This is a genomic window from Nocardioides sp. NPDC023903 (genome assembly GCF_040639295.1).
Lineage (GTDB): Bacteria > Actinomycetota > Actinomycetes > Propionibacteriales > Nocardioidaceae > Nocardioides.
This window is the reverse complement of the sequence record NZ_JBEZZS010000001.1, coordinates 271,521-292,714: the sequence shown is the minus strand read 5'-3', so window position 1 is coordinate 292,714 and position 21,194 is coordinate 271,521. Positions and strand designations below refer to the sequence as shown.

The window sequence follows — 21,194 nt, the reverse complement described above, 5'->3', positions numbered from 1 at the left end:
TCACGGCTGGAACCGTGGCCTACGGCAGCGAGCCGGAAGGCTTCATCGAGCCCGTCTCGATGGAGGACGACCCGACCGAGCTCTTCGTCGGCGACCGCGGCGTCCTCGACGCCGACATCCGCCGGGTGCTGGTCCAGCTGCTGCGCCGCCGGTTCATCACGGCCGAGAAGAGCCCCCGGCAGTGGCGTACGTTGCTCGACCACCAGGCCGTGATCGAGTCGCGGCTCCATGACCTCTTCATCCGGCTCGTCGTCGACCACGACCGCGGCATCGCCTACAAGCGGCAGGTGCGCTCGGAGGAGCTCGACGTGCCGGTGCTCCTCAAGGACGACGCCTACACGCGCGCCGAGACGCTCGTTCTGGTTCACCTTCGCACCGTCTTCCAGCGTGAGCGTGGCGCGGGGGAGAAGTCCGCGCGGGTGGATGTCGACGAGCTCGAGCAGACCGTGCTGACCTACTTCGACCTCGCCGGCGGCGACGCCGCCGCCCGGCGCGAGATCCGGCGGGCCGTCGAGCGACTCGCTCGGGAGGGCCTGATCGAGGAGGAGTCCGAGGGCCGCTTCCGGATCACGCCGCTCGTCGAGATCGTGCTGAGCGTCGAGAAGCTCTCCGAGCTCAAGGCGTGGCTGAGGGAATCCGCTGGTCGAGGGCCACTTCGTTCAGACCCTCGCGCCAGCGACGACGCGGAGGAGATCGAAGAATGAGCATGATCGACAGCCTCTTCGGCCTCATCCCCGCGCGATCGAACGGGCGGCAGTGGGTCGCGAGCGAGCTGCAGCTGGTCAACTGGGGCGGCTACGACGGCGCTCACCGGGTGCGGTTCTCGCCGAGCGCGACGCTGCTCACCGGAGGCTCCGGGTCGGGCAAGTCGACGCTGATGGACGCCTACATCGCGCTGATCATGCCTCACACGACGCCCTTCAACGGTGCCTCCAACGGCGGCGTCGTCGGACGGCCGCGCGGCCAGGACCAGCGCAACATCCTCTCCTACGCACGCGGCAAGATCGACGAGGCGAAGACCGTCGACGGCACCAAGATCCGGGTCTTGCGCGGCGACGGCCGTGACACCTGGTCAGCGATCGCGATGACCTGGGAGGACCAGACCGGGGCCCGCTTCACCGCGGTCCGGGCCTGGTACGTTCCCGCGTCCGCCAAGAACCTGGACGACGTCACCAAGCTCCGTGCCGTCGCCGAGGCGGGCTTCGACGTACGTGACCTGGAGCCGGTCGCTGCCCACCGTTTCACCCGCACCGCGGTCTCCGAAGTCGGTCTGACCCCGATCGACACCGACCGCGACTTCACCGCGCGGATCCACTCCGCGCTCGGGATCGGTGCCGCCGGCGACGGTGAGAAGGCGGTCAACCTGCTCGGCCGGATCCAGGCTGGGCAGCAGATCACCACGGTCGACGACCTCTACAAGAAGATGGTCCTCGAGGAGCCCGAGACCATAGCGACCGCCGATGGCGTCGTTGCCCACTTCGACGAGCTCTCCGCGACCCGTGACCGGATGGTCACCGCGCAGCAGCAGGTGCGCGCGCTGACGCCGATCCGTGAGCACCGGGCGGCGATCGAGGACGCCGCCTCCAGGCTGGACGTGATCGACGGGATCGGCGCCTTCGGCGACGAGACGACCCCCGCCGGGCTCTGGCGGGCCGGCAAGCGGGTCGACCTGCTGAGCGAGCTGGAGTCGGACCTCAGCTCCCGCAAGAGCGCCGCGGAGAAGACGGTCGCCGAGAAGCAGGCGCTCATCGACGCCGCCGAGTCCGAGCGCGACGGTCTCGCGGTCACCGTCGCCGCCTCCGGCGGCCGGCGCCTCGAGGAGGCCACCCGCGAGATCAGGTCCGCCGAGACCCGGGTCGACAACGTACGCCGCGCCCGCGAAGCGCTCGACAACGAGCTCGCCGTCCTCGGCGCGACGGCCACGAGCCCGGACGAGTTCGAGACCCTCCAGGCGACCGCGCACGAGGCCCTCGTCGATGACGATGCCCGCACGAGTGCCCTCAACGCCTATGCCGCGGCCCGCTCGGCCGAGGCCGACGCGATCGGCGTGGTCGGCCGGCTCGAGAGCGAGCTCGCCGATGCCGAGAAGACGAAGAACAACATCCCCGAGCCGCTGCGGGCGGCCCGTGCGGTGCTCGCGGAGGCGGCCGGGCTGAGTCCGGCAGAGATGCCGTTCGTCGGTGAGCTGGTCGAGGTACGCACCGAGCACGAGGCCTGGCGCGAGGCGTTCAACCTGGCCCTAGGTGGGTTCGCCACCACGATGCTCGTCGACGCCGCTCACGTCGGCGCCTTCCGGGCGGCGATCGAGTCGGTACGCCAGCGCACCCGGATCCGCTACGAGGCCGTCCACACGGGCATGAAGGACGGTGTGCACAGTCTGGACGAGGGCACCCTTCCGGGACGCCTGGACTACCGCCGCGGCGTGTTCACCGGCTGGCTCAAGAAGCGGCTGACCGAACGACACGGCTACGTGTGTGTGCAGACGCCCGCGCTCCTCGGTCAGCACCGGATGGCGCTGACCGTCACCGGCCAGGTCTCGCAGGGGACCCGCGGTGCCCACGGTGGTCACGGCGCCGGCAACGTGCTCGGGTTCACCAACACCCGCCGCGTCGCCGAGCTCACCGAGCTCCTCGAGACGGCGCGCAAGGACGCCGAGACAGCGAAGGTCGCGGTCACAGAGGCCGAGCGGGCCATCAAGGACCTCGACCTGCGGCGTACGTCCTTCAAGGCGGTCTCCGCGCTCACCTGGGACCAGATCGATGTCGCCGGGGCCGAAGGCGAGCGCGACCGGTGGGCGGCGGTGATCGAGGAGGTCACGGCCGACAACCCCGAGATCGCCACGCTGCAGAAGCGGCTCAAGGACGCTCGCGCCAAGGTCGACTCGCTACGTGAAGGGATCGGGGCCGCCAAGAGCACCTTCAAGGACCTCGACGTGCGCTGGAGCGACGTCGTCGAGCAGGTCGACCGCGCCAAGGACGCGCTGGAGGACGCGGAGGCCTCGGGCACCGATGTCGCCCCGGCTCAGGCCGACTATCTCGAGCAGCTCTTCAAGGCGGCCGGCGGTGAGGGGGCAGGCCGGCGCGAGGACGCGCTCGCCGAGCTCGACGCCGTCTTCGCCCGGGCGGGCGAGAACCTCGACGCCGACCGCGCCGCCGCGGAGGAGACGATCGGGGCCGCCCGCGTCCAGCTGCGGCAGACCTTCGAGTCGTTCCTGGAGCGCTGGCCCAACCCGAACCTGCACACCGACCCGGACGCCTCCTACGCCGACTTCGACCGCCTCCTCGACGAGCTGCAGACCAGCGGCCTGCACGAGCTCGAGGTCGAGTGGCGCGACTCCCTGCTCAACCTGTCGGGCAACGACCTGACCAACCTCGATTCGACCCTGGCGCGAGCCGTGCGTGAGATCCGTGACCGGATCGACCCGATCAACCAGATCCTCGGCGAGCTGCCGTTCAACGACGACGGTCACCGGCTGCGGATCGACACCCAGGAGGGCCAGTCTGCGGTACGCGGCCGCTTCCGCAAGGAGCTTCGCGCCGTGCGCGACCTGATCGAGAAGGCCTCGTCCAACGAGACCCGCGAGCAGGCTTACACCCGGATGTCGCGGCTCATCGACCGGATGCGCCGCACGGCGCCGGACTTCGCCGACCTGATCGACGTACGCAACCACGTGCGCGTCAGCGCCGAGAAGGTCGCCGCCGACACCGGTGAGCACGTCGCCCTCTACGACCACATCGGCGAGAAGTCCGGTGGCGAGTCGCAGGAGCTGGTCGCCTTCATCGTCGGCGCCGCGCTGCGCTACCAGCTCGGCGACGCCGGCGCCGACCGGCCTCGCTATGCGCCGGTCTTCCTCGACGAGGCGCTGATCAAGGCCGACGCCCGCTTCACCGGCCGCGCCATCGGAGCCTGGCGAGGCCTCGGCTTCCAGCTCATCATCGGCGCCCCCAACGACAAGCACAGCGCCATCGAGCCGCACGTCGACGTGCAGTACACCGTGCTCAAGGATGCCGAGGGACACTCGTTCCCGAAGCTGGAGGTCGGCCTCGAAGAGATCCCGGCCTCATGACCGGCTAGGGCTGCATCGATAGGAACAGGAACGCGGCCAGCAGGACCAGGTGGACGAACCCCTGCAGGGCGTAGACGCGGCCTTGGACGACGGTGAGCCCGGTGACGAAGACCGAGATCACCAGTAGCACGATCTGGGTCGGCTCGAGACCCAGCTCGAGGGGGCCGCTGAGCCAGATCATCGCGACGGCTAGGGCCGGGATGGTCAGACCGATCGACGCCATCGCGGAGCCGTAGGCGAGGTTGAGGCTTGTCTGGACCCGGTCGCGGGAGGCGTTGCGCACGGCGGCGATCGACTCGGGAGCGAGGACGAGGAGGGCGATCACGACGCCGACGACCGCGTATGGGAACCCGAGGCTCTTGACGGTGCTCTCGATCGTGGGGGAGAGGACCTTCGCCAGGCCGACCACGGCGATGAGGGAGACCAGGAGGAGGGCCAGGCTGAGGCCGGCCTCGCGCGTGGACGGCGGGTCGGCGTGGCCGTCTTTGTCGAGATCGACCAGCCCGGTCATCCGGCCATGCTCGTCGCTGGTGACGGGGAGGAAGAAGTCGCGGTGGCGGACGGTCTGGGTGAAGAGGAAGGCGACGTAGAGCGCCAGCGAGGCGATGGCGGCGAAGACGAGCTGCGAGGTCGAGTACTGCGGGCCCTGCGCCGACGTCGTGAACCTCGGCAGCACCAGCGTGAGACCGGCCAGGGCGATGACGGTGGCGACCGCCGAGCCGGTGCCGGCGGCGTTGAAGCTGACCAGCCCGTGCTTGAGGGCGCCGACCATGAGCGAGAGTCCGACGATGCCGTTGAGGGTGATCATCACCGCGGCGAAGACGGTGTCGCGGGCGTAGGTGCTGGTGCTGTCGCCACCGCTGGTCATCAGCATCACGATCAGGCCGACCTCGATCACGGTCACCGCGATCGCCAGGATCAGCGAGCCGAAGGGCTCGCCGACCTTGTGGGCGACGACCTCGGCGTGGTGGACCGCGCCCAGCACCGCGCCGATCAGCACAGCCGCCACCACGGCCAGGATCGTCCAGTGGTCGTGGCGGAGCCACGAGAAGACCAGCACCACCAGTGCGAGTACCGGCACGACGACTGACCATTGAAGGCGGCCCCGGACCGCTGGCGCACTCATGGGGCGACCCTATCCTGGGGCCGGGGCCGCCGACGGGATGCTCGACGCGCGCTCGTAGCCTGAAGGCGTGCCTTCCTCCTACACCCCTCCGGCAGCGTTCAAGACCCGTCCCGACCTGCTGGGGAGGTTCGGCATGGTCGGCTCGACGCACTGGCTGGCCAGCGGTGCCGCGCAGGCGGTGCTCGAGCGCGGCGGCAACGCCTTCGACGCGGTGGTCGCGGGCGGCTTCGTGCTGCACGTGGTCGAACCCCACCTCAACGGGCCGGGCGGCGACCTGGTCGGGATCTTCGCCGCTGCCGACGGTGCGCCGACGGTGCTGATGGGCCAGGGGCCGGCGCCGGCGGGGGCCTCGGTGGAGCACATGCGGGCCGAGGGGCTCGAGCTGGTACCCGGCTCGGGTGCGTTGGCCGCTGCCGTGCCGGGCGCGGTCGAGGCCTGGCTGATGCTGCTGCGTGACCACGGCACCTGGGAGCTGGGCGAGGTGCTCGCCTATGCCATCGACTACGCCCGCAACGGCCATCCGATCCTGGGCCGGGCGGTCTCCACGATCGCCGCCGTGGCCGACCTGTTCCGCGATCACTGGCCCACCTCTGCTGCCCACTGGCTCGTCGACGGCGAGCTGCCGGAGCCGGACACGATGGTTCGCAACGAGGCGTACGCCGCCGTGCTCGACCGTCTCGTGGCCGCCGGCGAGGGCGCCGCGACCCGCGAGGAGCGCATCGACGCGGCGCGTGCAGCCTGGGGGAGCGGCTTCGTCGCCGAGGCGATCGAGCGGTTCGTAAGTACGCCGCACCGCCACTCCTCCGGAACCGACCATTCCGGTGTGATCACGGCGGCCGACATGGCTGGGTTCTCGGCTGCGTACGAGACTCCAGTGACGACCGAGTTCCGGGGCCACACGATCGCGAAGGCCGGGCCGTGGACGCAGGGGCCGGTGCTGCTGCAGACCCTCAACCTGCTCGAGCCGCTCGATGACGCGCTCCTCGACCCGAGCAACCCGGACGGCGCGCACACGATCCTGGAGGCGACCAAGCTCGCCTTCGCCGACCGCGACGCCCACTACGGCGACGGCGCCGATCCGGCCGTGATCGAGACCCTCCTCTCCCAGGAGTACGCAGCCACCCGCCGGCCCCTGATCACTGATGTCGCCTCGGCCGAGGTGAGGCCCGGGCTGGGTGCGAAGGCCTTCCCGCCCCTGCGCGAGACCTACGACCCCGCCGCCGTCGCGTCTGGGGTGGGCGAGCCGACGGTCTCGCGCGAGGGCGAGACCCGAGGCGACACGTGCCACATCGACGTCGCCGATCGCTGGGGCAACATGATCGCGGTCACCCCCTCGGGCGGGTGGCTGCAGTCGTCGCCGACGATTCCGGAGCTCGGCTTCTGCCTCGGCACCCGGCTGCAGATGACCTGGCTCGAGCCCGGCCTGCCGTCCACGCTCACCCCCGGCCGGCGGCCGCGCACGACTCTCACCCCCACCCTCGTTCTGCGCGATGGTCGGGCCGTCACCGCCGTCGGCTCACCTGGCGGCGACCAGCAGGATCAGTGGCAGCTGCTCTACCTGCTGCGTACTCTCGTCGGCGGCTATTCGCCTCAGGAGGCCATCGACGCTCCGGCGCTCAACTCGACATCGTTTCCCGGGTCCTTCTGGCCGCGTACTTGGACTCCCGCCGGTGCGGTGCTCGAGGATCGGCTCGGGGATTCGGTCGTCGAGGGGCTGCGGCGTCGGGGGCATGCTGTTGAGCTGAGCGGGGACTGGTCTCTGGGGCGGCTTTCTGCGGTTACTCGTGATCCTGAGACTGGGACGCTCTCTGCTGCTGCTAATGCTCGGGGTGCGCAGGGGTACGCCGTCGGGCGCTGACGCCGCTGGCCGACCCCTGGGCGAAGCGAGGTTTCCCGCCGCTCCGGCGGCTCGGCCAGCGGAGCTAGGCGGCTCTCGAGAACTTTCTTCGGATCGGTGCTTGACCTTGACGCTACGTCAGGGCTGCACGCTTCTTACACGGCCCCAAACAAGGGGGACGGGGAAGCACACCAACCGATCACAAGGAGTACGACCATGAACAATCTCCTCAGCCGCCTCGTAGGTGACAAGAAGGACTGGAAGCGCATGGAAGCCCGCGCCGCCGAGCTTCCCGCGGACTACCGCACCGTCTATGGCGAGATGAAGAGCTACATGTGGCGCTTCACCACCGGCGACGGGATGGACATCGTCGCGATCCTCCGCGAGATTCTCGACCTCTTCGAGACCGAGGCGGCTGCGGGTCGTTCGGTCATCGAGGTCACCGGGACCGACCTGGCGGCATTCTGCGATGCACGGCTGCCCGAGCAGCACGACGCCTACCGCGCCAAGCTCCGCGCGAACCTCAACGAGGTCGCTCAGAAGCTTGCGTGAGGTGGCGGGAAAACGTAAGAGCCCCGCTGGCGTCTCGGGTCACCAGCGGGGCAAGAACAATGTTGCCGCATCACCTAAGGGGTTGTCACCCCCTTTCGGCAAAATCTGCAGAATTTTGCATTGCATGATCTTGCTGAAAGGGGGAACGGCTCAGAACGAGCCCCGTCAGATGACCGTTCCGACGTCCTTGGCAACGATGTTGTCCATCGCGCGCTCGGCGACGGCGGCGATGGTCATCGACGGGTTGCACGCTCCGGTGGTCCCCGGGATGAGCGCTCCGTCGAGGACGTAGAGGCCGTCCTGGCCCTGTACCCGGCCGTCGAGATCGCAGACGGTGCCCATGTTGGCGCCGCCGAGCGGGTGCCAGGTGCTGTTGACGATGCTGTTGGTGTCGATCAGGGCGCCGAGGCCGCCGCTGATCTTCGAGACCCGCTCGTGGATGGCGCGATAGCTCGCCGAGTCGCCGCCGAAGGGGAAACGCAGGCTCACCGAGTCGGTGAACGAGCTGTAGCGGAAGCTGCCGCGGTCGGCACTGACGCCGAAGCCGACCAGCATCGTGGCGCCCAGGTCGAGGCCGAGGGGGAGTGGTGGCAGCGACGCCTGGATGACGGTGTTGGCCGTGGTCGGGTCGGCCCAGTCCTGGGTCTGATAGACGACGGGCCCACCCTGCGTACCGGTCAGGTTCTCGTCGAAGGGGCGCCACATGTAGATCCGGTCGCCGTTGGTGCCCCAGCCCTGGCCGAGCTTCTCGGGAAGGTCCGGGATGGTGCCGGTCGCTTCGGCGCGGACCAGGAGCTTGCTGGTGTTCAGCGAGCCGGCCGCCATGACCAGCGCGCGGGTGGTCAGGATCTTCTGCTCGACCACATCACCGGCGTCGTTGGTGCGGTCCACGTGGACCTCCCAGCGACCATCGGCGGCCCGGGCCACGCTCGTCACGTTGTGGCGAGTGGCGACGTGCACCAGGCCGGTGGCCTCGGCCTGCTCGATGTAGGTGACGTCGACGGAGTGCTTGCCGCCGTTGTTGACGCCGAGTGCGCAGTCGCCGTTGGTGTAGGACGGCGTCATCTCGCCGCGCAGCTCCGCGAGCGCGTAGGACCAGTCGATCGGCATCGGGATCTTCTGCAGGTCGTAGCCGGCGGCCTCCACGCGCTGGCCGAACGTACGCGAGACCCGGTAGTTGTCCGAGGCGATCAGCTCGTCGGGCGCGGTCGCGGCGCCGAGCATCTTGGCAACGCGTGGGTAATGGACCCGGTCCATGAGCTCGTAGTCGAGCTCGTTCGGGAACCAGGTGTTGAAGACCTCCGCGGACGGCTGCAGCGTCATGCCCTGGTAGACCAGCGAGCCGCCGCCGACGCCGGCCGCGCACATGGCGAGCATGTTCTGGCCGAGGACCGGCTCGAGCAGGCCGACGTACGGGCCGAAGTTCAGGGGAGTGCCGAGCAGCTTCTGCAGCGGCTTGAGCGCCTCGGGCGCGGTGGTGTGGAACAGCACCCGCTTGTCGAGAGAGCGCACCGTCGGGAAGGTCTGCGCGTCCGGGCCCGTTGGCCAGCGGCGGCCACGCTCGAGCACCGTGACCGGTACGCCGGCCTCCGCCAGCCGCAGCGCGGCCACGCCGCCACCGAACCCGGAGCCGATGACGACCGCCCGGTGCTCCTCCCGCACCAGTCGTACGCGACGGGGCGAGGTGGCTGCGGCGGGACCGGCGAGCAGACCGGACGCTGCGGCACCGGCGGCACTGGCAGCGCCGGCCAGGAACGTACGTCGTGAGGCTGAGGACATGGTCAAGGGGACTCCCTCGGCTCGTGAATCGTCGGTTACTGCCGCGTAAGAGTTGACGAACGGGCCGGGTGTGTCAAGGTTCACAGCCCCGTTCTGGACAACTGTGTCCGGAACGCGACACGTCTCTCATGGCCCCGTACAGCAACGCAGAAGGCGCAACCACAGCCATGTAGGCTGACGGCACTTCCAACAGCTAAGGACGATCTGAACCCCGATGGACGGACCGCAACCCGGCCAATATCCATGCCCGCTGAGTGATTCGCGGCAGCACCCGTCGAGGTTGGTGTGATGACCGAGGTGCTGTTCATCCTCCTGGCGCTGCTGCTGGTCGCCGCCTGTGGTGTGTTCGTGGCCGCCGAGTTCTCCCTGGTCACGGTCGACCACTCCCAGGTGGAGATGGCCGCCGAGCAGGGCGACAAGGCCGCCCAGGGCGTGCTCCGCGCGATGAAGGAGCTCTCGAGCAACCTCTCCGGCGCGCAGGTCGGCATCACCGTGACCAATCTCGGCATCGGCTGGATGTCGGAGCCTGCGATCGCCGAGCTGATCGACGCGCCGCTGCTCGCCACCGGGCTTCCCGAGGGCGCGGTGGCGGCGATCGCGGTGGCCGTCGCGCTGACCCTCTCCACGATCGTGACGATGCTCTTCGGTGAGCTCGTCCCCAAGAACCTCGCGCTGGCGCTGCCCCTGGAGACCGCGCGCGTCACCCAGGGCCCGATGCGGGCCTTCACCCGGCTCATGCGCGGCCCGATCAAGGTGCTCAACGGCACCGCCAACGCCATCGTGCGTCGCCTCGGCATGGAACCGCAGGAGGAGCTGCGCTCGGCGCGCAGCTCGGCCGAGCTCTCCTCGCTGATCCAGCGCAGCGCCCACGAGGGCACCCTCGACGCCGACACCGCCGAGCTGATGGAGCGCTCGGTCGAGTTCGGCACCCGCACGGCGGGGGAGATCATGACCCCGCGCGTACGCGTCCACAGCCTCGACCACAACGACCGCGCCGAAGCGCTGATCGAGCTCACGAGGCGTACCGGCAACTCCCGCTTCCCGGTGCTCGACGACAACGAGGCCGTGGTCGGCACCGTGCACGTCAAGGCGGCCGTGGCGCTGCCGGTGCACGAGCGCCCCACAGCCAAGGTCAAGCACCTGATGGTGCCGCCGGTGGTCGTGCCCGACTCGCTGCGCTTGGACCCGCTGATGGCGCTGCTGCGCGCCGAGGGGTTCCAGCTGGCCGTGGTGCTCGACGAGTACGGCGACCAGGCCGGCATCGTCACCCTCGAGGACGTGATCGAGGAGATCGTGGGCGATATCGCAGACGAGCACGACCCGCTCAGCGCCCGCGCCCGGCTGCGCCGGGACGGCGGCTGGTCGCTGTCGGGGCTGCTGCGTCCCGACGAGGTCGAGGACATCACCGGTGTCGCCCTGCCCGAGAGCGAGGACTACGACACCGTGGCCGGTCTGATGCTGAGCCTGCTGGGCCGCATCCCCGAGCCGGGCGCGAGCGCCGAGCTGACGGTGCCCGGCAACCCGCCGCCCGACTCCGACGATGACGACGTCTACGCGAGGTACGTGAAGCTGACCGTGGAGATCATGGACGGGCGCAGGATCGACCGGATCTCGATGCAGGTGATCGGCTGATGAGCACCACCATGGGACTCGTGCTCGGCCTCGTGCTGCTGCTCGCCAACGCCTTCTTCGTCGGCTCGGAGTTCGCGCTGGTCTCAGCCCGGCGCAGCCAGATCGAGCCCGCCGCCCAGGCTGGCTCGCAGATGGCCCGGATCACTCTGCGGGCGATGGAGAACATCAGCCTGATGATGGCCGGCGCCCAGCTGGGCATCACCGTCTGCTCGGTGCTGCTGCTGGCGATCACCGAGCCGGCGCTCGCGCACCTGCTCGAGCCCGGCTTCGACCTGATCGGTCTGCCAGAGGCCTTCCACCATCCGGTCGCGTTCGTGATCGCGATGCTCGTGGTCACCTACCTGCACGTGGTGGTCGGCGAGATGGTGCCGAAGAATATCGCACTGGCCGGTCCCGACAAGGCCGCTCTCGTCCTCGGCCCGGCCATCTACGCGGTCGTCTACGTGCTGCGCCCGATCATCGTCGCCTTCAACTACGTCGCCAACGCCTGCGTCCGGGCGCTCGGCATCGAACCCAAGGACGAGGTGAGCTCCGCCTTCACCCGTGCGGAGGTGGCCGCCATGGTCGAGGAGTCGCGCGGCGAAGGGCTCCTGGAGGAGGACGAGTACGGCCGCCTGGCCGGCGCGCTCGGCTTCACCGAGAAGACGGTCGCCAAGGTCACCATCCCGATCTCCGACTGGACGATCGTGCCGCGGGGTGCCTCGGGTTCCGACATCGAGGCGGTGTGCGCCACGACCGGCTACAGCCGGTTCCCGGTCGCGGGCGATAACGGCGACCTGGTCGGCTACCTGCACATCAAGGACGTACTCGAGCCCGATGACGTACGCCGCCGGCAGCCCGTCCAGAACAAGTGGATCCGTCCGTTCGCGACGGTCACGCCTGACGACGCGCTCCACGAGACGCTCGAGACCCTGCAGCGCCGCGGCGCCCACCTGGCCCGGGTCGTCCGTGAGGACGGCAGCACCATCGGCCTGGCGACGCTGGAGGATGTCATCGAGGAGCTGGTCGGCGAGATCCGCGACGCCGCCCACGCCGACGACTCAACGGCTACCGACTAGGGTTGGCTCGTGCCGCGTCTGGTGACAGAGGAGAAGCCGCAGATGCCCAACCGTCGATCCGGTGATCCCCGCCTGCAACATGGCCGGGACGCGCGGCGACCGCGGGGCTCGGCCGACCGCAACCAGCCCGTGCTCGGCAAGCTGCTCAGCATCCTGCGGCTCGTCTACGCGCCGGTGATGCTGTGGGCGGTGATGATCGCCGAGGACGACACGATCGCGCTGTCCGCGTTCGGTCTCGCGGTGGTCACCGACCTGCTCGACAGCTGGCTCAACCGCAAGCAGCTGGGACGCCGCCGCTCGGGCGAGCTGCTGGACGTGGTGGCCAACACCGTCTTCGTGCTCGCCGCGACACTCGCGCTCTGGCAGATCGACGTGATCCCGTGGCCGATCGCGCTGCTGGTGCCGCTGCGGCTCGTCGGCCTGTTGGCGATGATCCCGGCGCTGCGCAGCCGTGGGGTGCGTACGCTGCCGGTGCATCTCCTCGGCAAGGTGGGGGCCTTCTGCCTGCTGGCCTCCTTCCCGCTGCTCTACCTCACCCATGAGATCCCCGAGACGCTCGACCTCGGCCTGGAGCCGAGCCTGCCGATCCAGCTGGCGCAGGCCTTCGGCTGGGCGTTCGCGCTGTGGGGGATCCTGCTGCTGTGGTGGAGCCTGGTCCTCTACGCCCAGGAGGTACGTCGCCTGATGGCCACCACGCCACCGCTGGAGAAGGGCGGGGCGACCCGTGCCTGACCAGATCCCCGGCTCCGAGGACCTGCGCGCCTACGTCACCAAGCCACTGCTGGACCGCATCACCGACAATGCGATCGACTCCGACTACATGGCCGCTGCCGCTAGGCGCGAGCCCACGGCGGAGGAGCCGACCCGGCGTCGCCGGCCGGGGATGTGGGCGATGGTGGTCGTGGGACTCTTCGCACTGCTGGCCACGACCGCCGCGGTGCAGACCTCGCGCAACGAGGACGTCCGCCAGACCAGCAGACAGGTCCTGGTCGACCGCATCGAGCAGCGCCAGGACCGGATCTCCGACCTGCACCAGCAGATCTCCGAGCTGCGCGAGGACAACCAGAGCCGCGAGTCGGCGCTCAACGCGCTCGGGCTGCGGGCCGAGTCGGCGTCCTCGACCGCCGCGGCGACCGCGGAGGAGACCGGTTTCGCCCCGGTGACCGGCTCGGGGATCAGGATCACCATCGACAACGCCGCCGACGGCAACGAGGGCGGCACCGTGCGCGACTACGATCTCGCCGTGATCGTCAACGGCCTGTGGCAGGCGGGTGCGACCGCCGTCGCCGTCGACGGCCAGCGGGTCACCCCGCGCAGCGGCGTGATCACCTCCGGCGCCGCCCTCCGGATGAACGACGTCTCGCTCTCTCCGCCCTATGAGGTGTCGGCCATCGGCGACACGCGTACGCTGGCCGCACGCTTCGCCGAGACGGTCTCCGGCGCGATGATCCACACCACGACGCAGGACTACGGGATGCCCTACGACGTCGAGAACATCGACCGGCTCACCCTTCCCGCGGCGCCCGCTGATCTGCTGGAGTTGACCCACCTCGGGGCCAAGTCCGACGACAAGGGCACCAAGGGCTCCGAGAAGCCCACCGACAACACCGACGAAGACTCTGAAGAGAACAGCGAAGGGGACCGCGAAGAATGATCGCCGTCATCGGCCTAGTGATCGGCATCGTGCTGGGACTGTTCTTCCAGCCCGAGGTGCCCGTCGGCCTCGCGCCTTACCTGCCGATCGCCGTCGTCGCCGCGCTGGACGCCGTCTTCGGTGCGCTGCGCGCGTTCATGGACGGCATCTTCGACGACAAGGTCTTCGTCGTCTCGTTCATCAGCAACGTGGTCATCGCCGCCGGCATCGTCTACCTCGGTGACCGCCTCGGCGTCGGCGGCCAGCTGTCCACGGGCGTCATCGTCGTCCTCGGCATCCGCATCTTCACCAACGTCGCAGCCATCCGGAGGCACATCTTCCATGCCTGACCGGAAGAGGAGGCCACCGGTGAAGCGGACCGCGGCCAAGCGGACTCCTGCGAAGAAGGCACCGGCGAAGAAGCCCGCCACGCCTCCGGAGGAGACCGTCACCGAGGACGTCACCACGCCCGAGGCCTCAGACGATGGTACGCAGCCTGCTGAGCAGACACCCGCGGAGACTGTCGAGACGACCGACGCCGCGGAGGCCGAGGAGCCGTCGGAGACGGACGCGGTCGATGAGGCCGGGTCTGATGAGGGTGGGTCCGAGGAGACTGTCGACGCGCCTGAGGAGCCGGTGGCCGAGGAGTCGGACGACACCGAGGTGACGGAGGACGAGCCGGTCGAGCCCACCGACAAGGCGGACGACGTCGAGCCTGTCGAGCCCGTCGACTTCGTCGAGCCTGCTGAGCCTGTCGAGCCGGCCGACGTCGAGGAGGCGGCCGCCGAAGACCTCGAGAAGGCCGACGAGCCTGAGGAGCCCGCTGAGAGCACGGAGCCCGACGAGGTCGAGGACGCGGCTGAAGACGAGCAGACCAAGCAGGCCGATGGGGCCGACGAGGTCGCCGAAGCCGAGGAAGTGCCGAAGACCCAGAAGCCTGATGAGTCCGACGAGCCTGACGAGCCCGAGGAGGAGCCGGCGCCGCTGGTCGGCCGGGCGCGGCTCTTCGACGCGCTGACCCACTTCCGGCGCGGCCAGGTGGCCGTCGCGGTCCTTCTCTGCGTACTCGGCTACGCCGCCGTGGTGCAGGTCCAGACGAACACCGAGGACTCGACGTACGCCGGTCTGCGCGAGCAGGAGCTGATCGACATCCTCTCCGGCCTGGCCGGCACGACGCAGAAGGCGCAGGAGCAGATCGAGGAGCTCGAGGCGACCCGCGACGAGCTCGAGGACCAGACCCTCCAGCAGCAGACCGCGCTCCAGCGTGCCGAGGAGCAGGTCGACACGCTCCGGGTGATCGCCGGGACGGTGCCGGTCAGCGGCCCGGGGATCACGATCGAGATCGACCCCGGCGCCGACCCGCTCCGGCTGACCGCGCTCCTCGACCTGATCGAGGAGCTGCGTACGAGTGGTGCCGAGGCGATGGAGATCGAGGGGGCCGACGGCGAGGCCGTACGCCTGGTCGCGTCGTCCTCGATCGAGGTCAGCCAGCCCGCCGAGGGACTCAACGTCGGCGGCGAGCTGATCAGCCCGCCCTACCGCCTCCAGGTGATCGGCCCGCCCGACACGCTGGCCGGTGCGATCGACTTCTACCAGGGCCCGCAGGACCAGCTCGAGGAGCAGGGCGCGGAGGTAAAGGTGGAGTCGGAGGAGAAGATCGACATCGAGTCGATTCACACCGTGTCCCGCTGACCGTTTCGTCGGTGGGTCGCAGTAGGGTTTCGACAACGGCTGCGGGACGATCTTCCGCAGCCAGACCAGTACGCCTGATGAGGAGATGGCCGTGTACCCCGAGGACCTGAAGTACACCAGCGAGCACGAGTGGCTGCGCAACCCTGGCGAGACCGAGGGCTCCGTACGGATCGGGATCACCAACTACGCCCAGGACGCCCTCGGCGACATTGTCTACGTGTCGATGCCCAGCCTCGGCGACACGATCAAGTCGGGCGAGAGCTGCGGCGAGCTGGAGTCGACCAAGTCGGTCAGCGACATCTACGCGCCGATCTCCGGCGAGGTCGTCGCGGTCAACGGATCGCTTGACGCCACACCCGAGCTGGTCAACGACGACCCCTACGGCGGGGGCTGGCTCTTCGAGGTCACGCCGTCCGATCCTGCCGAGCTGGAGAGCCTCCTCGACGCCGCGGCGTACGAGGCATCACTCGACGCCTAAGGCTGTGCGCTAAGAATTGGCGCAGCCCAACCGAACACCTGGGCCGACCTGATAGGTTGCGGATACCATCCCTCAACGTTCACTTGAGGGTAGGTGCCCGGCCCTCGATGAACCTGGAGCTCAAAAATGTCCGTGTGCCCCGCTTGCGGCAGCCAGAACCCCGACGAAGCGCGGTTCTGCTCGCAGTGTGGCGTAAGCCTGACCGGGACCGACCAGACCTCGACGATTCAGCTCGGGGCTGACGCCGACACCTCCGACCGGGTGCTCAGCCCGGTCGAGGCGGCCACCGTCGAGGCCCTGCCGCGGGGCAACGGCATGCTCGTCGTGCAGCGTGGTCCCGGTGCCGGAAGCCGCTTCTTGCTCGACCAGGACACCGTGGTCGCGGGTCGCCACCCGGACAGCGACATCTTCCTCGACGACGTCACCGTCTCGCGTCGCCACGCGGAGTTCGCGCGCACCGGCGACACCTTCGAGGTCTCCGACGTCGGCAGCCTCAACGGCACCTATGTCAACCGTGACCGGATCGAGAAGGTCGTCCTCAAGGACGGTGACGAGGTCCAGGTCGGCAAGTTCCGGCTCGTCTTCTACGCCGGACACGAAGGGGCGTAGCCGATGGCCGCCGCCGCGATGCCTGACCCACAACGGCCGGCTAGCGACTCGGGGGAGCGGCTCAACATCGGGCAGGTCCTGGACCAGTTGCGTCCGGACTTTCCCACGGTCACCATCCCGAAGATCCGGTTTCTCGAGGACAAGGGACTGATCAAGCCGGAGCGTACGCCCGCGGGCTACCGCAAGTTCTCCCGCCGTGATGTGGAGCGGCTGCGCTATGTCCTGAGGATGCAGCGCGACCACTACCTGCCGCTCAAGGTCATCGGCGAGCACCTCGACGCGATCGACCGAGGCCTCGAGCCGCCGGCGATCGAGGCGACCGTGCCCACGGTCCCGACGGTCGCCCTGACCCCCAGCGGCGCGCCCGGGGCGGAGTCGTTCCGTCGTACGGACAACATGCGGATCTCGCGACGCGAGCTCCTCAAGGTGGCCGAGGTCGACGACGCCCTGCTGACCGAGCTGGAGAAGATGGCACTGGTGGTGCCGCTGCGCAGCGGTCACTACGACACCGACGCCCTCGCGATCGCGCGCACGGCCAAGGAGCTGGCCGAGTTCGGGATCGAGCCCCGTCACCTGCGCGGCATGAAGGCCGCCGCCGACCGCGAGGTCGGTCTCATCGAGCAGATCGTGGCGCCGCTGCGGCGCCCCGGGAACGCTGGAGCGCAGGGCCGGGCCGAGGAGATCGGCAGCGAGATCGCCTCGCTGGCGGTCCGTCTGCACGCCACCTTGGTGAAGTCAGGGCTGCGCGACCGCTGACTCGGTTCATTCGCCGGTCAACCGGGCTGCTGTCGCGACCCGGAGACGGGTAGGGTGGATGACATGCGCGAGGTCGATGTGCTCGGAGTCCGAGTGGAGATGCCCTCCAACCAGCCGATCGTGCTGTTGCGCGAGGTGGCGGGTGAGCGATACCTGCCCATCTGGATCGGCGCGGTGGAGGCGACCGCGATCGCCTTCGCCCAGCAGGGTGTGGTGCCGCCGCGGCCGCTGACCCACGACCTGCTCAAGGACGTGCTGGAGGCGACCGGCAACGAGCTGACCGAGGTGCAGATCACCTCGGTCACCGACCGCGTCTTCTACGCCAACCTGGTCTTCGCCTCGGGCGTCGAGGTGAGCGCGCGACCTTCGGACTCGATCGCGCTGGCGCTGCGTACCGGGACCAAGATCGTGGTCTCCGACGAGGTTCTCGACGAGGCGGGACTCGCTGTCCCGGCCGAGCAGGAGGACGAGATCGAGAAGTTCCGCGAGTTCCTCGACGAGATCACCCCCGAGGACTTCGAGTCCCACTGAGGCTCGGGCGGGATCACTCGCTCAGCGCGAGCATCGCCTTCTCATCGATCGTGTCGGCCTCTGCCTGGTAGACGACCAGGCGCTGACCGCCGGTGCGGGCAAGCTGCATGACCTCGTAGGTGAGCGTCATCCGGCCCACGTGCGGATGATCGAACGTCTTGGTGCCACCGCTGCGCTCGCAGACGTCGTAGCGTTCCCACATCTCGGCGAACTCCGGCGACTTGAGCAGCAGCTCGCCAACGAGCGCCGCCAGCCGGGGTGAGTCGACGTCGGTGCCACCGATGGCGCGCAGGTGGGCGACCGAGCTGGCCACCGTCTGATACCAAGGGTCGAGCAGGCGTCGGCCCACCGGGTCGAGGAAGTGGTAGCGGGTCAGATTCCGGTGCTCCCGCGGCCCCTCCCACAGCCCTGGGTAGAGCCGCCGGCCCGGCCCGTTGGCGGCAAGTGCATCGTTGTGCCTGCTGAAGACGAAGGCAGGCAGCGGTCGCAGCTGCTCGATCATGGCGAGCACCGAGGGACGTACGGTCGTGTCGGTCGTCGCCCGGGGCTCGCTGAAGCGTCCCGAGGCGACCTCGGCCAGCTCGTGCAGGCGCTGATGGGCATCGCCGGTCAGGCGCAGCGTGCGGGCCAGGGAGTCGAGGACGGCCGTCGACGGGTTGGTCTCCCGTCCGCGCTCCAGCCGGGTGTAGTAGTCGACCGACACGCCCGCGAGAGCAGCCAGCTCCTCGCGCCGCAGTCCAGGCGTACGCCGCACGCCGGTGCCGGCGGGCAGACCCGCCTCCTCCGGCGTGACCCGTGCCCGGCGGGCGCGCAGGTAGCGCCCGAGCTCAGTCGAAGCCATGTCACTCATCCCTACCAGTGTGCCGCAGGTCTTGCTCGCGTGAGGGGCCGTGCCACACCCACCCCTGGTGACACCCCGGCATCGCGCGGTCTGCCTCCGCGCGCGCGACGCGACCAGACTTTCGGGGACAACGACCTGGAGGAGGAGCACGATGACCGCAGTTGCCCACGAGGCGTCGAGCGGAAGTCCGGCAACTGTGCCGGCGGGGAGCTTTCGAGCGCTGCTCGCTGCGCTGCTGGGCTTCACGGTGATCACCGTCGACGTCTCCGCGGTGAACATCGCACTGCCCTATCTGCATCGGGACCTGGGCGGAGGGATGGCCGGGCTGCAGTGGGTCGTGGACGCGTACACGCTGATGTTCGCGGCGCTGATGCTCTCGGCTGGAGCGGTGACGGACCGGGTCGGCCCGGTGCGGGCCTACGCGCTGGGCGTGGTGCTGTTCACCGTCGCATCCGTGGCCTGCGCGGCCGCGCCGGTGATGCCGGTGCTCATCGCGGCGCGAGTGCTCCAGGGCGCTGCCGCCGCGCTGGTCATGCCGGCGTCGCTGGCGCTGGTCCGGGTGGCGTACGACGACGCGCGGGCCCGGGCGCAGGCCATCGCCGTGTGGACCATCGGCGGATCCGCGGCGATGGCGCTGGGTCCGGTGGCCGGAGGCCTGCTGAGCGAGTACGCCGGCTGGCGCTGGGTGTTCCTGGTCAACGTGCCGGTCGGGATCCTGATCGTGGTCCTGCTGGCCGGCCTGCGGATCCGGGCGGTACGGCGCCGGGCGCCGCTCGACCTCCTAGGCCAGGCGCTGGCCGTGGTCGCGCTGTCCGCGCTGACGTACGCCGTCATCGACGCCGGCCACACTGGCTGGCACATGCCCGCCCTGCTCGCGGCGGCGGTGGCGATCTCGGCGGCCGTCGCCTTCGTCGTGGTGGAGCGCCGCTCGGCGGCGCCGGTGCTGCCGCTCGGTCTGGTCGCTCGGGGCAGGGTGGCGGTCGCGCTGGTCTCCGGGTTCGGGATCAACTTCGGATTCTACGGCGGGATCTTTCTGCTCGGGCTCTACTACCAGCAGGTGCGGGGCTGGAGCGGTGCCGCGGCGGGGCTGATGTTCGTCATCCCGGCGGCCATGACCACCTGCGCCAACGTGCTCGCGCCACGTCTGGCGTACGTCATGGGCCGGCGCCCGCTCATCGCTGGCGGCCAGCTGATCCTCGCGGTGGGGATGCTCGCCCTGCTCCCGCTCACGACGACCACGCCGGTCTGGCTGGTCCTCGTCCTGCTCGTCCCGCTCTCCACCGGCGGCGCGCTGGCGATCACGCTCGTCACCGCGGACCTGATCGACGCCGTCGAGCCCGCCCGGGTCGGTGTCGCCACCGGCGCGCTGAGCACGTTCCGGCAGACGGGCGGCGCGATCGCGGTCGCCATTTTCGGCGGTCTGGGAGCCGGCGCGAGCGGGATCCTCACCCTTCCCGGGATGCGGGTCTGCCTCCTCGTGGGAGCCGTGGTACTGGCGCTGACGGCATTGGTCGCGACGACCAGGCGCCGCAAGCCTCATGCTCTACTTGAGGGTTAGGCTGGACGACACGCCGGAGGGGGTTCTTTGACCAGGGCCCTTGCGGCGCTTACCTTGTAGTTGTCTCTGTTGTAACTCCAACGATGTGGTCCCCCCGCCGCAGCCGTTCATTCCCCGAGTGGAGTTACGCACAACGGAGTAGACGATGGAGGACATCGTGTTCGACCACGAACAGAAGCCCGGCCACGGCGCCGATGACGCGCAACGCGCGGCGGAGCAGGCTGACGAGCAGGGCCTTCTCTTCACCGACGATGTCTCGACCCTGCCCAGCGACACCGGTTACCGCGGCCCGACGGCCTGTAACGCGGCCGGGATCAGCTACCGCCAGCTCGACTACTGGGCCCGCACCGGTCTCGTCGAGCCGAGCGTGCGCGGGGCCACCGGCTCCGGCACCCAGCGGCTCTACTCCTTCCGCGACATCCTGATCCTCAAGGTCATCAAGCGACTCCTCGACGCCGGCATCTCGCTGCAGCAGATCCGCGCTGCCGTGCAGCACCTGCGCGAGCGGGGCACCGACGACCTGACCCGCGTCACCCTGATGAGCGATGGCGCCTCGGTCTATGAGTGCACCAGCAACGACGAGGTCATCGACCTTCTCCAGGGCGGGCAGGGCGTCTTCGGCATCGCCATCGGTGGCGTCTGGCGCGAGATCGAGGGCACCCTCTCCGAGCTCCCGAGCGAGCGTGCGGCCGAGGACGGCGAGCAGGTCGCCTCGATGTCCGACGAGCTCTCCGCCCGCCGCGCCGCCCGCAACGCCGGCTGAAGTAAACCTCACGTAACACTCGACCCCGAGACCCCGCAGAGACGACCGGAGCGAGGTCGAACGGCGAGCTTGCTCGTCCGTTCGCGCAGAGCGAGGGAGTAACCGCGCGGAGCGCGGAGGCGGGGCCTCGGGGTCGAGTCGTTTATGCTGGTGGTGCTGACCATCCCGCACGGGAGAGCTCCTCTCGAAGGGGCGCCGAAGGGGCAATTCCTCCCCGGAAACTCTCAGGCATCCACGACTGTGCGGACCAGGCAACTCTGAAGCGGCGCAGGTGCGGTGACAG

19 protein-coding genes and 1 riboswitch are annotated in these 21,194 nt (G+C 69.5%); of the genes, 16 read left to right on the top strand and 3 right to left on the bottom strand.

The features are described from left to right. The first annotated feature begins 14 nt into the window (after nucleotides 1–14). Complete coding sequence (locus AB0F44_RS01500) at nucleotides 15–704, top strand: DUF4194 domain-containing protein (RefSeq protein ID WP_357351967.1); 690 nt, start codon at nucleotides 15–17, stop codon at nucleotides 702–704. After that, nucleotides 701–4,066 carry an SbcC/MukB-like Walker B domain-containing protein gene (locus tag AB0F44_RS01495; RefSeq protein ID WP_357351965.1) on the top strand — a complete coding sequence of 1,122 codons (3,366 nt, stop codon included), beginning with the start codon at nucleotides 701–703 and terminating at the stop codon, nucleotides 4,064–4,066. The genes AB0F44_RS01500 and AB0F44_RS01495 overlap by 4 nt, the downstream gene beginning before the upstream one ends. Before the next feature lie 4 nt (nucleotides 4,067–4,070). Here the strand turns inward: AB0F44_RS01495 and AB0F44_RS01490 are convergent, their stop codons facing one another. Beyond that, a complete protein-coding gene (locus AB0F44_RS01490) occupies nucleotides 4,071–5,192 on the bottom strand; it encodes an ionic transporter y4hA (RefSeq protein WP_357351963.1) in 1,122 nt (373 codons plus the stop codon). Nucleotides 5,193–5,325: 133 nt separating this feature from the next. Between AB0F44_RS01490 and AB0F44_RS01485 the strand changes: the two genes are divergently transcribed. Then, the gene (locus tag AB0F44_RS01485) at nucleotides 5,326–7,050 is read left to right on the top strand and encodes a gamma-glutamyltransferase (protein ID WP_357352695.1); all 1,725 of its coding nucleotides are present in this window, start codon (nucleotides 5,326–5,328) and stop codon (nucleotides 7,048–7,050) included. Nucleotides 7,051–7,245: 195 nt separating this feature from the next. Then, nucleotides 7,246–7,581 carry a DUF1048 domain-containing protein gene (locus AB0F44_RS01480; RefSeq protein ID WP_357351962.1) on the top strand — a complete coding sequence of 112 codons (336 nt, stop codon included), beginning with the start codon at nucleotides 7,246–7,248 and terminating at the stop codon, nucleotides 7,579–7,581. A gap of 165 nt (nucleotides 7,582–7,746) precedes the next feature. Here AB0F44_RS01480 and AB0F44_RS01475 read toward each other — a convergent pair whose 3' ends face one another. Further along, on the bottom strand, nucleotides 7,747–9,360 hold the full coding sequence (locus tag AB0F44_RS01475; RefSeq protein ID WP_357351960.1) for a GMC oxidoreductase: 1,614 nt from the start codon (nucleotides 9,358–9,360) through the stop codon (nucleotides 7,747–7,749). 288 nt (nucleotides 9,361–9,648) lie between these two features. On the opposite strand from AB0F44_RS01475, the gene AB0F44_RS01470 reads away from it, so the two are divergent. The 10 genes from AB0F44_RS01470 to AB0F44_RS01425 all read left to right on the top strand — a co-directional run bounded on the left by AB0F44_RS01470 (nucleotide 9,649) and on the right by AB0F44_RS01425 (nucleotide 17,749). Further along, the gene (locus tag AB0F44_RS01470; RefSeq protein ID WP_357351958.1) at nucleotides 9,649–10,992 is read left to right on the top strand and encodes a hemolysin family protein; all 1,344 of its coding nucleotides are present in this window, start codon (nucleotides 9,649–9,651) and stop codon (nucleotides 10,990–10,992) included. Beyond that, nucleotides 10,992–12,050 (top strand): hemolysin family protein, encoded by a 1,059-nt coding sequence (locus AB0F44_RS01465; RefSeq protein ID WP_350658240.1) that lies wholly within the window; start codon nucleotides 10,992–10,994, stop codon nucleotides 12,048–12,050. The genes AB0F44_RS01470 and AB0F44_RS01465 overlap by 1 nt, the downstream gene beginning before the upstream one ends. Nucleotides 12,051–12,092: 42 nt before the next feature. Next, entirely contained in the window at nucleotides 12,093–12,782 is a 690-nt protein-coding gene (locus tag AB0F44_RS01460) for a CDP-alcohol phosphatidyltransferase family protein (RefSeq protein ID WP_357351956.1), read from the top strand. After that, nucleotides 12,775–13,704, top strand: a complete 930-nt coding sequence (locus AB0F44_RS01455; protein WP_357351954.1) for a DUF881 domain-containing protein — start codon at nucleotides 12,775–12,777, stop codon at nucleotides 13,702–13,704. Before AB0F44_RS01460 ends, AB0F44_RS01455 begins: the two co-directional genes overlap by 8 nt. Beyond that, nucleotides 13,701–14,033, top strand: coding sequence for a small basic family protein (locus AB0F44_RS01450; RefSeq protein ID WP_008359542.1), 333 nt, complete (start codon nucleotides 13,701–13,703; stop codon nucleotides 14,031–14,033). Before AB0F44_RS01455 ends, AB0F44_RS01450 begins: the two co-directional genes overlap by 4 nt. Before the next feature lie 19 nt (nucleotides 14,034–14,052). Continuing rightward, nucleotides 14,053–15,375: a DUF881 domain-containing protein gene (locus AB0F44_RS01445; RefSeq protein WP_357351952.1), complete on the top strand. Its 1,323-nt coding sequence runs from the start codon at nucleotides 14,053–14,055 to the stop codon at nucleotides 15,373–15,375. Nucleotides 15,376–15,466: 91 nt separating this feature from the next. Continuing rightward, complete coding sequence (gene gcvH / locus AB0F44_RS01440) at nucleotides 15,467–15,853, top strand: glycine cleavage system protein GcvH (RefSeq protein ID WP_357351950.1); 387 nt, start codon at nucleotides 15,467–15,469, stop codon at nucleotides 15,851–15,853. Between the two features lie 126 nt (nucleotides 15,854–15,979). Continuing rightward, nucleotides 15,980–16,462, top strand: a complete 483-nt coding sequence (locus AB0F44_RS01435; protein ID WP_160023650.1) for an FHA domain-containing protein — start codon at nucleotides 15,980–15,982, stop codon at nucleotides 16,460–16,462. A gap of 3 nt (nucleotides 16,463–16,465) precedes the next feature. Further along, nucleotides 16,466–17,218 carry a MerR family transcriptional regulator gene (locus tag AB0F44_RS01430; protein WP_350658248.1) on the top strand — a complete coding sequence of 251 codons (753 nt, stop codon included), beginning with the start codon at nucleotides 16,466–16,468 and terminating at the stop codon, nucleotides 17,216–17,218. Between the two features lie 63 nt (nucleotides 17,219–17,281). Continuing rightward, nucleotides 17,282–17,749 carry a bifunctional nuclease family protein gene (locus tag AB0F44_RS01425; RefSeq protein ID WP_091042032.1) on the top strand — a complete coding sequence of 156 codons (468 nt, stop codon included), beginning with the start codon at nucleotides 17,282–17,284 and terminating at the stop codon, nucleotides 17,747–17,749. A gap of 13 nt (nucleotides 17,750–17,762) precedes the next feature. Here the strand turns inward: AB0F44_RS01425 and AB0F44_RS01420 are convergent, their stop codons facing one another. Further along, complete coding sequence (locus tag AB0F44_RS01420; RefSeq protein ID WP_357351947.1) at nucleotides 17,763–18,590, bottom strand: helix-turn-helix transcriptional regulator; 828 nt, start codon at nucleotides 18,588–18,590, stop codon at nucleotides 17,763–17,765. A gap of 151 nt (nucleotides 18,591–18,741) precedes the next feature. Here AB0F44_RS01420 and AB0F44_RS01415 point away from each other — a divergent pair, with 151 nt between their 5' ends. Then, nucleotides 18,742–20,148, top strand: a complete 1,407-nt coding sequence (locus tag AB0F44_RS01415; RefSeq protein WP_357351945.1) for an MFS transporter — start codon at nucleotides 18,742–18,744, stop codon at nucleotides 20,146–20,148. Between the two features lie 145 nt (nucleotides 20,149–20,293). Further along, the gene (locus AB0F44_RS01410; protein WP_357351943.1) at nucleotides 20,294–20,911 is read left to right on the top strand and encodes a MerR family transcriptional regulator; all 618 of its coding nucleotides are present in this window, start codon (nucleotides 20,294–20,296) and stop codon (nucleotides 20,909–20,911) included. Between the two features lie 160 nt (nucleotides 20,912–21,071). Further along, a riboswitch (glycine riboswitch) is annotated at nucleotides 21,072–21,162 on the top strand. The last annotated feature ends 32 nt before the right edge of the window (nucleotides 21,163–21,194 follow it).

Excerpts from the sequence above, each read along its gene's own strand:
- AB0F44_RS01495 (WP_357351965.1), top strand. The coding sequence starts at position 701 with ATGAGCATGATCGACAGCCTCTTCGGCCTCATCCCCGCGCGATCGAAC.
- AB0F44_RS01490 (WP_357351963.1), bottom strand. The coding sequence starts at position 5,192 with ATGAGTGCGCCAGCGGTCCGGGGCCGCCTTCAATGGTCAGTCGTCGTG.
- AB0F44_RS01485 (WP_357352695.1), top strand. The coding sequence starts at position 5,326 with ATGGTCGGCTCGACGCACTGGCTGGCCAGCGGTGCCGCGCAGGCGGTG.
- AB0F44_RS01480 (WP_357351962.1), top strand. The coding sequence starts at position 7,246 with ATGAACAATCTCCTCAGCCGCCTCGTAGGTGACAAGAAGGACTGGAAG.
- AB0F44_RS01475 (WP_357351960.1), bottom strand. The coding sequence starts at position 9,360 with ATGTCCTCAGCCTCACGACGTACGTTCCTGGCCGGCGCTGCCAGTGCC.
- AB0F44_RS01470 (WP_357351958.1), top strand. The coding sequence starts at position 9,649 with ATGACCGAGGTGCTGTTCATCCTCCTGGCGCTGCTGCTGGTCGCCGCC.
- AB0F44_RS01465 (WP_350658240.1), top strand. The coding sequence starts at position 10,992 with ATGAGCACCACCATGGGACTCGTGCTCGGCCTCGTGCTGCTGCTCGCC.
- AB0F44_RS01460 (WP_357351956.1), top strand. The coding sequence starts at position 12,093 with ATGCCCAACCGTCGATCCGGTGATCCCCGCCTGCAACATGGCCGGGAC.
- AB0F44_RS01450 (WP_008359542.1), top strand. The coding sequence starts at position 13,701 with ATGATCGCCGTCATCGGCCTAGTGATCGGCATCGTGCTGGGACTGTTC.
- AB0F44_RS01435 (WP_160023650.1), top strand. The coding sequence starts at position 15,980 with ATGTCCGTGTGCCCCGCTTGCGGCAGCCAGAACCCCGACGAAGCGCGG.
- AB0F44_RS01430 (WP_350658248.1), top strand. The coding sequence starts at position 16,466 with ATGGCCGCCGCCGCGATGCCTGACCCACAACGGCCGGCTAGCGACTCG.
- AB0F44_RS01425 (WP_091042032.1), top strand. The coding sequence starts at position 17,282 with ATGCGCGAGGTCGATGTGCTCGGAGTCCGAGTGGAGATGCCCTCCAAC.
- AB0F44_RS01420 (WP_357351947.1), bottom strand. The coding sequence starts at position 18,590 with ATGGCTTCGACTGAGCTCGGGCGCTACCTGCGCGCCCGCCGGGCACGG.
- AB0F44_RS01415 (WP_357351945.1), top strand. The coding sequence starts at position 18,742 with ATGACCGCAGTTGCCCACGAGGCGTCGAGCGGAAGTCCGGCAACTGTG.
- AB0F44_RS01410 (WP_357351943.1), top strand. The coding sequence starts at position 20,294 with ATGGAGGACATCGTGTTCGACCACGAACAGAAGCCCGGCCACGGCGCC.